11 protein-coding genes are annotated in these 12,285 nt (G+C 62.0%); 2 read left to right on the forward strand and 9 right to left on the reverse strand.

What is annotated here, in order from left to right; all coding sequences use genetic code 11:
- Positions 1-10: 10 nt before the first annotated feature.
- From HX818_RS30740 to pcaR, 9 genes are all read right to left on the reverse strand, one after another.
- The gene (locus HX818_RS30740; protein ID WP_177021340.1) at positions 11-1,375 is read right to left on the reverse strand and encodes a 3-carboxy-cis,cis-muconate cycloisomerase; all 1,365 of its coding nucleotides are present in this window, start codon (positions 1,373-1,375) and stop codon (positions 11-13) included.
- Positions 1,376-1,424: 49 nt separating this feature from the next.
- The gene (locus HX818_RS30745) at positions 1,425-2,720 is read right to left on the reverse strand and encodes an MFS family transporter (RefSeq protein WP_003219818.1); all 1,296 of its coding nucleotides are present in this window, start codon (positions 2,718-2,720) and stop codon (positions 1,425-1,427) included.
- Between the two features lie 180 nt (positions 2,721-2,900).
- Positions 2,901-3,467: a protocatechuate 3,4-dioxygenase subunit alpha gene (pcaG, locus tag HX818_RS30750; RefSeq protein WP_003219820.1), complete on the reverse strand. Its 567-nt coding sequence runs from the start codon at positions 3,465-3,467 to the stop codon at positions 2,901-2,903.
- A 1-nt stretch (position 3,468) separates the two neighbouring features.
- Positions 3,469-4,173: a protocatechuate 3,4-dioxygenase subunit beta gene (gene pcaH, locus HX818_RS30755; protein WP_003219824.1), complete on the reverse strand. Its 705-nt coding sequence runs from the start codon at positions 4,171-4,173 to the stop codon at positions 3,469-3,471.
- A 28-nt stretch (positions 4,174-4,201) separates the two neighbouring features.
- The gene (pcaF, locus tag HX818_RS30760; protein WP_177021342.1) at positions 4,202-5,407 is read right to left on the reverse strand and encodes a 3-oxoadipyl-CoA thiolase; all 1,206 of its coding nucleotides are present in this window, start codon (positions 5,405-5,407) and stop codon (positions 4,202-4,204) included.
- Positions 5,404-6,186, reverse strand: a complete 783-nt coding sequence (locus HX818_RS30765; protein ID WP_172834582.1) for a CoA-transferase subunit beta — start codon at positions 6,184-6,186, stop codon at positions 5,404-5,406. The genes pcaF and HX818_RS30765 overlap by 4 nt, the downstream gene beginning before the upstream one ends.
- Complete coding sequence (locus HX818_RS30770) at positions 6,183-7,040, reverse strand: CoA transferase subunit A (protein ID WP_003219830.1); 858 nt, start codon at positions 7,038-7,040, stop codon at positions 6,183-6,185. The genes HX818_RS30765 and HX818_RS30770 overlap by 4 nt, the downstream gene beginning before the upstream one ends.
- 147 nt (positions 7,041-7,187) lie before the next feature.
- Entirely contained in the window at positions 7,188-8,534 is a 1,347-nt protein-coding gene (locus tag HX818_RS30775) for an MFS transporter (RefSeq protein ID WP_177021341.1), read from the reverse strand.
- Between the two features lie 148 nt (positions 8,535-8,682).
- The gene (gene pcaR, locus HX818_RS30780) at positions 8,683-9,525 is read right to left on the reverse strand and encodes a pca regulon transcriptional regulator PcaR (RefSeq protein ID WP_003219833.1); all 843 of its coding nucleotides are present in this window, start codon (positions 9,523-9,525) and stop codon (positions 8,683-8,685) included.
- Positions 9,526-10,192: 667 nt separating this feature from the next.
- On the opposite strand from pcaR, the gene HX818_RS30785 reads away from it, so the two are divergent.
- Together HX818_RS30785 and HX818_RS30790 are read left to right on the forward strand one after the other, a co-directional pair.
- Complete coding sequence (locus HX818_RS30785; protein WP_003219834.1) at positions 10,193-10,393, forward strand: hypothetical protein; 201 nt, start codon at positions 10,193-10,195, stop codon at positions 10,391-10,393.
- A gap of 310 nt (positions 10,394-10,703) precedes the next feature.
- Entirely contained in the window at positions 10,704-12,179 is a 1,476-nt protein-coding gene (locus HX818_RS30790; protein WP_003219836.1) for an inorganic phosphate transporter, read from the forward strand.
- The last annotated feature ends 106 nt before the right edge of the window (positions 12,180-12,285 follow it).

A 12,285-nucleotide genomic window follows, 5' to 3' on the forward strand; every position in this document is an offset into this window, starting at 1 on the left:
AGCAGCCTCCTCAGGCAGTCAAAGCAAAATGTTCGGCCACGGCCCGGGTGACCCAGGTGTGCGCCTGGCCCAGGTAGTGCGCCGGGTCCAGCAGGCGATCGAGTTCGGCCGCCGAAAGCTCGGCAGTCACTTGGGGTTCATCCCCCAGCACCGCCCGCAGGTGGCGCCCATCGGCGACGGCGCGTTTGCAGCATTGTTCCAGCAGATGGTGCGCGGTTTCGCGGCCCAGGCGCTGGGCGAGGACGATGCTGACCGCTTCGGCCAGTACCAGGCCCTGGGTCAGATCAAGGTTTTGGACCATGCGCCGGGGGTCGACTTCCAGGCCTTCGCTGACCAGCAGCGCCTGATGCAACGCACCGGATACCAGCCGGCAAATCTCCGGCAGGGTTTCCCATTCGGCGTGCCACAGGCCCAGGCTGCGTTCGTGTTCCTGGGGCATCGCGCTGAACATCGTTGCCACCAGGCCGGGCACTCGCGTTGCAGCGCTGATCAGCACGGCAGCGCCCACCGGGTTGCGCTTGTGGGGCATGGTCGAAGAGCCGCCCTTGCCGGGGGCCGACGGCTCAAACACTTCCGCCGCTTCGGTCTGCATCAGCAGGCTGATGTCGCGGCCCAGCTTGCCGAGGCTGCCAGCGATCAAACCGAGCACCGAGACAAACTCCACCAGGCGATCGCGCTGGGTGTGCCAGGGTTGCTCCGGCAGGCCCAACTGCAACTCGGCGGCCAGTGCTTGCGCCACCGGCATCGCCTGTTCGCCGAGGGCCGCCAGGGTTCCGGAAGCACCGCCAAATTGCAGCACCAGCAAACGCGGCTTGAGCTCACTGAGACGTTGCCGGTTGCGGGTGACTGCGCCGAGCCAACCGGCGATCTTCATGCCCAGCGTGACCGGCGTTGCATGTTGCAACCAGGTCCGGCCCGCCAAAGGAGTTGTCCCGTAACGCTGGGCCTGGGCGGCAAGAATGTCACCCAACCGCGCCAGATCATGTTCGATCAGCTCGACCGCACTGCGCAGTTGCAGCACCAGGCCGGTGTCCATCACATCCTGGCTGGTAGCGCCCAGATGCACATAACGTTCGGCGCCGGCATCTTCGCTGGCGATCAACTTGCCGAGGGCCTTGACCAACGGAATCGCCGAATTGCCCGCCGTGGCAATCGCCTCGCCGAGGGCATCCACGTCGTAGAGAGAAGCCAGGCACGCCTGGGCAATGGGCGCGACGGCCGCTTGCGGGATCAACCCGACCTGAGCCTCAGCCCGGGCCAGCGCCGCTTCGAAATCCAGCATGCCCTGCAAACGCCCCTGGTCGCAGAACACTTCGGCCATGCCGTTGGCGGTGAAGTAGGCGTCGAACAGTTGGTTGCTCGTGCGCATCGTCATAACACATCCCTAGGTGGCGCATACCCGGCAACGGGCATGCGCCAGCCGGTTACAGATCGTGGTGCAAATACGCCGCCTCTTTGGGCAGGCGCAAGCTGAACAGGAACGCCACCGCCATCATCGCCGTGACGTACCAGTAGAAGGTGTTCTCCATGCCCATGGACTTGAGCCCCAAGGCCACATATTCCGCCGAACCACCGAAGATCGCGTTCGCCACCGCATACGCCAGGCCCACGCCCAGTGCGCGTACTTGTGGCGGGAACATTTCGGCTTTCACCAGGCCGCTGATGGAGGTGTAGAAGCTCACGATGGCCAGGGCCAGGGTGATCAGCACAAAAGCCAGGAACGGGCTGCTGACGGTTTTCAGGGTCAACAGGATTGGTACAGTGCACAGCGTGCCCAGGGCGCCGAACCACAGCATCGAGTTACGGCGGCCAATCTTGTCCGCCAGCATGCCGAACACCGGCTGCATGCACATGTAGAAGAACAGCGCGCCGGTCATGATGTAGCTGGCGGTCTTGGCGTGCATCCCGGCGGTGTTCACCAGGTACTTCTGCATGTAGGTGGTGAACGTGTAGAAAATCAGCGAGCCGCCGGCGGTGTAGCCGAGCACGGTGATAAACGCCGCCTTGTGATCGCGGAACAGCGCGGCAATGCTGCCGGCGTCCTTGTCTTCACGCATTTCCTTGCTGGTGGTTTCTTTCAGGGTGCGACGCAGCAGCAGGGAGATCACCGCCGCAATGGCGCCGATCACAAACGGAATGCGCCAGCCCCAGGCCCGCAGTTCTTCTTCGGTGAGGATCTGTTGCAGGATCACCACCACCAACACCGCCAGCAGTTGCCCGCCGATCAGGGTCACGTACTGGAACGAGGCGAAGAACCCGCGCTGGCCCTTGAGGGCGACTTCACTCATGTAGGTGGCGGTGGTGCCGTATTCGCCGCCGACCGACAGGCCCTGGAACAACCGGGCGACCAACAGCAGGGCCGGGGCCCAGGCGCCGATGTCTTTGTAGGTGGGCAAAAAGGCGATGACCAGGGAACCGGCGCACATCATCAGCACCGAGATCATCATGGAATTCTTGCGACCGTGTTTATCCGCCACCCGGCCGAACAGCCAGCCGCCGATGGGGCGCATCAGGAAGCCGGCGGCGAACACGCCGGCGGTGTTCAGCAGTTGCACGGTGGGGTCGTCCGACGGGAAAAACGCCGGGGCGAAATAGATGGCGCAGAAGGCATAGACGTAGAAGTCGAACCATTCGACGAGGTTGCCGGAAGAGGCACCGACAATCGCAAAAATCCTTTTGCTGCGTTCTTCTCCGGTGTAGTGGCTGGTTTTTGTTGTCATGTTTTTTCACTCAGTGGGAACGGTTATAGCCTAGACATACTTTGCAACAACCATGTTCCGCAAGCAGACTTTTGGATATTTGTTGCCTGGGCCGGCCTCATCGCGGGCAAGCCCGGCTCCCACATTTGGAATGCATTCCCCTGTGGGAGCTGGCTTGCCTGCTATAGATCCGCAGCCCACTCAATAATCGAAGAACACCGTCTCTTCGTCTGTGCCCTGCAAAATCACATTCCACTGATACACACCCGCAGCATCCGCCTTGGCGATCAACGTGCGGCGGCGCTCCTGCGGCACACACGCCAGCAGCGCGTCATCCCCATTCGCCGCTTCACCGTCAAAGTAAATCCGCGTCAGCAGGTGCTTCACCAGCCCACGGGCAAACACCAGCACCACCAGGTGCGGCGCCTGGGTCGTGCCCTTCAACCCCGGCACACTGCCCGGCTTGATGGTGGTAAAGCGAAAACGCCCTTCAGCGTCCACCGGCACCCGGCCAAAGCCTTCGAAGTTCGGGTCCACCGGTTTGTCCTGCTCATCCTCGGGATGGTCGTACTTGCCGGCCGCATTGGCCTGCCAGACTTCCAGCATGGCGTCGTTGACCACATCGCCATTGCCATCCACCACCTGCCCGGTGATCGCCACGCGCTCGCCGAGGGTGGCCGCAACGGTCAGGTCTTCGCGGTTCAGCCAGGTCAGGCCGATGTGGTAATACGGCCCGACGGTGTGGGAAGTAGTCGCGTTGAGGCTCATCTCATTTCTCCATCGGCGTGGCGTCGCGGCCGCGCAGGACGATGTCCCAGCGGTAGCCGAGGGCATAGTGCGGAATGGTTTTTTCCAGATCGAACGAGGCGATCAGGCGTTCCTTGGCGGACGTGTCCGGGACGCAGTTGTAGATCGGGTCGTAGGCCAGCAGCGGGTCACCGGGGAAATACATCTGCGTCACCAACCGCGTCAGCACACTCGGGCCGAACAGCGAGAAGTGGATGTGCGCCGGGCGCCACGCGTTGTGGTGATTGCCCCACGGGTAGGCGCCGGGCTTGATGGTCTGGAACTGGTACCAGCCGTCGGCATCGGTGACGGTACGCCCGGTGCCGGTGAAGTTCGGGTCCAGCGGTGCGTCGTGCTGGTCGCGCTTGTGGTTGTAGCGGCCGGCAGCGTTGGCCTGCCAGATTTCCACGAGGATGCCGGGAACGGGCAGGCCGTTTTCATCCAGCACGCGCCCGTGAATGATGATGCGTTCGCCCTGGGGCTCGCCTTCGTGCTGGGCGGTCAGGTCGTTGTCCTTCTCGTTGACGCGCTCGGCGCCGATGGTCGGGCCGGTGATTTCCGACAGGGAATGGGGCAGGAACACCAACGGCTTGGACGGCGAACGCAGGTTCGTCGACTGGTAGGCCGGGTGCAGGTAATCAGGCTGAGTACCCGCTTGCGGGCGCCGGTATCCGGGCTTGTCACTCATGGAGCAATCCTCTTTATTCTTGTGGGTCTCAAACGCGTTCGATCGCCAGGGCCAGGCCTTGGCCCACACCGACGCACATCGTCGCCAGGCCTTTGCTGCCACCGTTTTTTTCCAGCTGATGCAGCGCGGTCAGTACCAGGCGCGCACCGCTCATGCCCAGCGGATGGCCAAGGGCAATCGCGCCGCCGTTCGGGTTGACCTGCGGTGCGTCGTCGGCAATCCCCAGCTCGCGCAGCACGGCCAGGCCCTGGCTGGCGAAGGCTTCGTTGAGTTCGATCACATCGAAATCAGTTACCGCCAGGCCCAGGCGCTCCACCAGTTTGCGCACCGCCGGCACCGGGCCGATGCCCATCACACGCGGCGCCACACCGGCGCTGGCCATGCCCAGCACCCGGGCGCGGGCGGTCAGGCCGTGTTTTTTGACGGCTTCAGCAGAGGCCAGAATCAGCGCAGCGGCACCATCGTTCACACCAGAGGCGTTGCCTGCGGTGACGGTCTTTTCCGGACCATTGACCGGCTTGAGTTTGGCCAGCGCTTCCAGGGTGGTATCGGCCCGTGGATGCTCGTCGTGCTCGACCACGGTTTCGCCTTTTTTGTGGGCGACGCGCACCGGTACGATTTCTTCGGCGAAGAAACCGGCGGCCTGTGCAGCGGCCGTACGTTGTTGGCTGCGCAGGGCGAAGGCGTCCTGGTCGGCGCGGGAGACTTTATAGTCGTCGGCCACGTTGTCAGCGGTTTGCGGCATCGGGTCGACGCCGTACTGGGCCTTCATCAACGGATTGATAAAGCGCCAGCCGATGGTGGTGTCTTCCAGCTTCATGTTGCGCGAGAACGCCGCATCGGCCTTGCCCATCACGAACGGCGCGCGGGACATCGACTCGACGCCACCGGCAATCGCCAGTTCCATCTCGCCGCTGGCGATGGCGCGGAAGGCCGTGCCGATCGCGTCCATGCCCGAAGCGCACAGGCGGTTCAGGGTGACGCCGGGGATGCTCTCCGGCAGGCCGGCCAGCAATGCCGCCATGCGCGCCACGTTGCGGTTGTCTTCGCCGGCCTGGTTGGCGCAGCCGAGGAACACTTCGTCCACAGCGCTCCACTCCACCGACGGGTTGCGCTCCATCAGCGCCTTGATCGGCAGTGCCGCCAGGTCATCGGCGCGCACGGTGGACAAGCCACCGCCAAAACGGCCGATGGGGGTACGAATGGCGTCACAGATAAATACGTCGCGCATCAGGCTTCTCCGGGGGCTTGGCCGTGGGCGGCAGCGGTGCGTGCCTCAAGGTCGCGCAGGGCAGTCAGTTCAATCTCGGTGGGTTCGGCGCTGGTGGTCACCTGGTCGGCAAAACGAATCGCCCAACCGGTGGCGGCCACTACTTGCTCACGGGTCACGCCGGGGTGCAGGGCGGTGACGACAAATTCGTGGCTGCCCTCCTCCGGCTCCATGATGCACAGGTCGGTAATAATCCCTACAGGACCGGCGCCTGGCAGACCCAGGCGTTTGCGCGAGTCACCGCCTTCGCCGTGGCCGACCGAAGTGATGAAGTCCAGCTTGTCGACAAACGAGCGGGCCGACTGCTTGAGGATGATCAGCACGCTCTTCGCGGAGCCGGCGATCTCCGGTGCGCCACCGGCACCTGGCAGGCGCACTTTGGGCTGGTGGTAGTCACCGACCACGGTGGTGTTGATATTGCCGAAACGGTCGACCTGGGCCGCGCCGAGGAAGCCGACGTCAATGCGCCCGCCCTGCAGCCAGTAGCGAAAAATCTCACCGGTCGGCACCACGGTGTCAGCGGTTTCAGCCAGCTCGCCGTCACCGATGGACAGCGGCAGCACCGAAGGCTTGGCGCCAATCGGGCCGGACTCGTAGATCAGCACCACATCCGGCGACGACGTCAGGCGCGCCAGGTTGGCAGCCTTGGAGGGAAGGCCGATGCCGACGAAGCACACCGAACCGTTCTTCAGGCGGCGCGCGGCGGCGACGGTCATCATTTCGTTGGTCGAGTAAGCCATTATTTGGCCTCCTGCGCGGTGGCCAGCTTGGCCTGGAATTCACTGAAATTGGCGGTGCCGTGGATGTATTCGTTGATCCACGCAGTAAACGTCTCACGGTCCCGGGCGATGGGGTCCCAGGCCTGGTAGAAACGGTTGTCACGCTCGGTGTAACCGTGGGCGTAGGACGGATGCGCGCCACCCGGCACATGGCACACGGCAGTCAGGGCCCAGGTCGGCAGCACGCAGGCGTTCATCGGCGCGTTGAGGTCGTCGACGATTTCTTCAACGGTAACGATGCAGCGCTTGGCCGCCAGGGCCGCTTCCTTCTGCACCCCGAGGATGCCCCACAGCAGCACGTTGCCCTTGCGGTCAGCCTTTTGCGCGTGGATCACGGTGATGTCCGGGCGCACCGACGGCACGGCCGCCAGCACTTCGCCGGTGAAGGGGCAGGTCACGGTCTTGATCAGCGGGTTGACCTTGGGCAGGTCGGAACCGGCGTAGGCGCGCAACACCGCGAATGGCAGGCCGGAGGCACCGGCGACGTAGGCATTGGCCAGGTCGGCGTGGCTGTGCTCTTCGATCTCCAGCGGTTGCGGCCATTGCTTTTCAACGGCGTCCCGCAGGCGATGCAGGGAACCCACGCCCGGGTTGCCGCCCCAGGAGAAAATCAGCTTGCGTGCACAGCCGGCACCGATCAACTGGTCGTAGATCAGGTCAGGCGTCATGCGCACCAGCGTCAGGTCTTTCTTGCCCTGACGAATGATTTCATGACCTGCCGCCGTAGGGATCAGGTGAGTAAAGCCTTCGAGTGCAACGGTGTCGCCGTCATTCACGAACTGCTTTACCGCATCAGCCAGCGAAAGGATTTCAGCCATGGGGTGGGCTCCCGGTATTGATCGAAAAAGGCGCTGGAGGCAGCGCCGAAGTGCTTGAAGATTAAGCCGGGGGTCGGGGCCAAACAATCCGATAATCGACTGAGTGTTCGATTATCGAACGGATTGTTGTCTTGCTATCGGTCCGTTTCAGGTAGCGTCGGCATGGCTGACCCTGCCCTTGATCACCACCGCGGTGGTGGCCAATGCCGCCGGGATCACCAGGGCGGTCAGCACCTGTTCGAAGTTCCAGCCCAGGCCCAGCAAGGTCGCGCCCATCCACGCCCCGAGGATCGCGCCAAAGCGGCCGATGCCGAGCATCCACGACACGCCCGTGGCGCGGCCCTGGGTCGGGTAGAAACGTGCGGCCAGCGACGGCATCGCCGACTGCGCACCGTTGACACACATGCCGGCAATCAACACCAGAGTCGCCAGCAGCGTGATATTGCCCAGGCTCTGCCCCACCGCGTAGGCAAACACCCCGGCCAGCAGGTAGAAAGTGCCGATGACCTTGTGCGGATTGAACCGGTCCATCGCCCAGCCCACGCCGACCGCACTCAATACGCCGCCAAACTGGAACAACGCACCGATAAACGCGGCCTGTTCCATGCTGGCGCCGCTGTCGCGCATCAGGGTCGGCAGCCAACTGGTCAGCAGGTAAACAATCACCAGGCCCATGAAATACGTCAGCCACAACAGCAAGGTGCCGGCGCTGTAGGTGCCGGAGAAGATCACCGCGAACACGTTGCGCGCCTTGACGGTTTTCTGTTCGGGCACGCTGAAGCTCGAGGCCTGGGCGACGATGCCCGGCTCGATAGGCGCCAGGGTCTTGCGCACCTTGTCGGTGCCGCGATTGCGCACCACCAGGTAACGCGCCGACTCCGGCAGCCAGAACAGCAGCACCACCGCGAGGATCAGCGGCAACAGGCCGCCGATCATCAGCAGGCTGTGCCAGCCATACGCCGGGATCAGCTTGGCCGAGATAAACCCGCCACCGGCCATGCCCAGGTTGAAGCCGCAGAACATGCTGGTCACCAGCAGGGACTTATGGCGTTCCGGGGTGTATTCGGAGAGCAGTGTCGTGGCGTTCGGCATGCCGGCGCCCAGGCCGAGACCGGTGAGGAAGCGCAGGATCAGCAGTTGATCGACGTTGCTGCTGTAGGCCGAGGCCAGGCTGAAGGCCCCAAACACCAGCACCGCCCCCACCAGCACCACCTTGCGCCCGAAGCGGTCGGCGAGTGGGCCGGAGCCCAGGGCGCCGAAGACCATGCCGATCAACGCGGCGCTCATCACCGGGCCGAGGCTGGCGCGGTCGATGCCCCAGTCCTGGGACAGCGCCGGGGCGATAAAGCCCATGGCGGCCGTGTCGAGGCCGTCGAGGAAGACGATGAGAAAACACAGGATCACCACTCGCCACTGATACCGCGACAGCGGCTGGGCGTTGATGAAGGACTGAACGTCCAGGCAAGTACCGACAGCAGGTGAAGGCTGATTCATTATTTTTATTTCCACACCGATGGGCGGGCGAACGACCTTGAGTCGTCATTATTATTGGGGCGGCGCCTTGAAGCGCTGCCGCACATTAATAAGCCTTGGGAAACACCGTCAATTCATCCAGCCGGGATCTGTGCGGTCACCGAACAGCTTACGCAAACAGCTGCGCACTCAGCTCCTGGCTGGCACTGAGCATGCTCGGCAGGAAACGCTGCTCCAGCTCGCTGCGGCTGACCCGCCCGGCATGGGTGCTGACGTTCAGTGCCGCCAGGACCTGGCCCGAAGCGTCGTACACCGGCACGGCGATGGAACGCAGCCCTTGCTCCAGTTCCTGGTCGACAATGCACCAGCCCTGCTGCCGCACTTCCTGCAGGCATTCGAGCAAGGCTTGCGGGGTGGTGAGGGTGCGGCTGGTCTTGGTTTGCAGGTCGGCGTGGTCGAGGTAGTCCTGCAGCGAGGCGTCATCCAGCGCCGCCAGCAGGATACGGCCCATGGAGGTGCAGTAGGCCGGGAGACGGCCGCCCACGGAAAGGTCGACGGAAATCAGGCGTTGGGTGGTGGCGGAGCGGGCAATGTAGAGGATGTCATCACCTTCCAGGGTTGCCATGTTGCACGCCTCGTGGAGCTGCTCGCTCATGCGGTCCAGGTAAGGCTGCGCCGAAACGGCCAGGGGCGTGGACGACAGGTAAGCGTGGCCGAGGGTCAGCACCTTGGGCAACAGCGAATAGGTACGCCCGTCGGTGGTGGCGTAGCCGAGTTTGATCAGGGTATGCAGGCAACGGCGTACGGCAGCGCGGGGGATTTCCGTGCGGTGGCTGATCTGGGCGATGGTCAGGTGGCGCTTGCGCTCCTGGAATGCCTGCACCACGGCCAGGCCGCGTGCCAGGGAGGTCATGAAATCCGGATCACCGGTAAACGCCTGGATGCGCTTGGCCGGTGACGCAACGATCGGCGGCGCCACTGATGCGAAGGAGTTGCGCAATTGATCGTTCATTTGGGGTCCTTTCTCTTATTTTTAACCGCTGCGGGAGGGTGACCGCTATTACAAGCCGCCGTGCAATGGCTGCACAAGGCAGGGCAACCAACATTGGGCGATTATCGGACGGTCATTCGATTATCGCAATTTGTCACCGCCGACCGGTGCCGGAACCCCTCTACATCCATTTGAGTGCCTTTCAGAATCGACTGATGTACGAGAGAAGTTAAGGTTGATTAACGCCTGTAGAACATTGCACGATTTATGGCGCCAATAGTTCAGCAAATACCCCACACACCTGCGTAACAAAACCCTCACACAAAGTTGACGATTTTTAACTTGTTGGCGATAGTGTTATTCAAGCGCGTGGCTATAATGCATCCTGTGCAGGAGCCAGCCTCGCCTGACCCCGAGGATAGATTTCACCCAGTCGTGCACCGGCTGCGTGCAGGCTCCGCCGCAAGTACCTGACACACATTTCGAATGCCTGCCAACTGCTTGTGGCTGTGACAAGAAAACTGTTGCTACGACAACTGCTCTTCTCCGGTATCGTGGCCGCGTGCAATAAAGAAGTGGTTTTTCCTGTATACCTTCCCACGCTGATCTTCAGATTGACGGTATACCGGGGGCGACTTCCCGGCATCGCGTTTCGCCGGAATCAAACTCAACTCAATTAGGTAACAATGTGACGAAAGACGAACTGCGCGCGGAACTTGAGCGCCAGGAACAACGTTACAAGGATGTTTACGGCGGGGAAGTCACCACCTACGCCGCCCAGCCAGAACCTGAACGCAAGCCATGGCGCAAACGAGCCAGCCTGCTCGACCAGGCCTTTGCCCAGGAAATCCAAAAGATTGAACAGGACCTCAAAGCCGAAGAGCCATAAGCGTTTCGGGTTGAGCTTCCAAAGGTGCCATCTCTCTGCCAGTACCACGCTGGTGGAGGGAAGCCCGTTATGTGGCCTTAGCGAAATTTCATACGATTGTTTCAGTTATTCCCTTCCGGCGCTTTATCCCGCGAATTTGATGGATCCTCCATATAAATCAATCACTTGCCAAAGCCCCGAAAACACCGGGATGCACGCCTCCCCCCCATTTTTTTTCGTTGAAGAATGTTACCGATGAGCAGCTAGTGCATTGATTACCGATGTTTTCTGGCATAATCGCGCCCCCTTACGACCGGGTCAGAAAACCTTCATGATCGATTTATTCAGCGGACTGGATGCTTGGGTTCTAGTGAGCCTGTTGCTCGCCCTGGCCTTTGTCCTCGCCTTCGAGTTCATCAATGGCTTTCATGACACCGCTAACGCGGTTGCCACAGTCATCTATACCAAAGCCATGCCTCCGCATCTGGCCGTGTTCTTCTCCGGGGTGTTCAACTTCCTCGGCGTGTTGCTCGGTGGGGTCGGTGTTGCGTATGCCATCGTGCACTTGCTGCCGGTGGAGTTGCTGATCAATGTGAACACCGGCCACGGTCTGGCCATGGTCTTCTCATTATTGGCAGCGGCGATCACCTGGAACCTCGGCACCTGGTATTTCGGGATCCCGGCGTCCAGTTCCCACACCCTGATCGGTTCGATCCTCGGTGTCGGCCTGGCCAACGCCCTGATCAACGACATTCCCCTGGCTGACGGCGTCAACTGGCAGAAAGCGATCGATATCGGCGCTTCGCTGGTGTTCTCGCCGATGGCTGGTTTCGTGGTTGCCGCCCTGGTGCTGCTGGGCCTGAAATGGTGGCGCCCGCTGTCGAAGATGCACAAGACACCGGATCAGCGCCGCAAGCTCGACGACAAGAAGCACCCGCCGTTCTGGAACCGCCTGGTCCTGGTGATTTCGGCGATGGCCGTGAGCTTCGTGCACGGCTCCAACGACGGGCAGAAAGGTATTGGCCTGATCATGCTGGTACTGATCGGTATCGTGCCGGCGCAGTTCGTACTGGACCTGGGCAGCACCACTTACCAGATCGAGCGCACCCGCGACGCCACGCTGCACTTGAATCAGTTCTACCAGCGCAATCAAGAAACCCTCGGTGAGTTCCTGGCCCTGGGCAAAAGCGTGAAAGACGATTTGCCGGGCAAGTTCCAGTGCAATCCGCAGCAGACTGAACCGACGATCAACGCCCTGCTGGGGACCTTGAAAGGTGTCTCTGACTACCATTCGTTGACCGCCGAGCACCGGATTGAAGTGCGTCGTTATCTGTTGTGCCTGGATGACACCGCGAAGAAGGTGGGCAAGTTGCCAGGCCTGGATGCGCGTGAGAAGTCGGACCTGGACAAGTTGCGCAAGGACCTGACGGCGACCACCGAGTACGCGCCGTTCTGGGTGATCCTGGCGGTGGCACTGGCCTTGGGCCTGGGCACCATGGTGGGCTGGAAGCGTGTGGTGCTGACCATTGGTGAGAAGATCGGCAAGCAGGGCATGACGTATGCCCAGGGTATGTCGGCGCAGATCACCACGGCCAGCATGATTGGCTTGGCCAATATCTTCAGCTTGCCGGTTTCCACGACCCATGTGTTGTCTTCGGGTGTGGCGGGGACCATGGTGGCGAACAAGAGCGGGCTGCAAGGTGGCACCGTCAAGACCATTCTGATGGCTTGGGTGTTGACGCTGCCGGCGACTGTGGGCCTTTCGGCCGGGTTGTTCTGGTTGGCTTCCAAGGCTTTGGGTAGCTGACAGCTCTTGGGCTTGTGAAGAGGGTGCGACCTGTGAGGGTCGTGCCTTTTTTTATGGCTGGGGTTTGGGTGTATATCCGTTATCTAGGTAACGGCCACTTATGGTT

Origin of the sequence: Pseudomonas sp. F9001, from assembly GCF_013385435.1 — a bacterium.
GTDB lineage: Bacteria > Pseudomonadota > Gammaproteobacteria > Pseudomonadales > Pseudomonadaceae > Aquipseudomonas.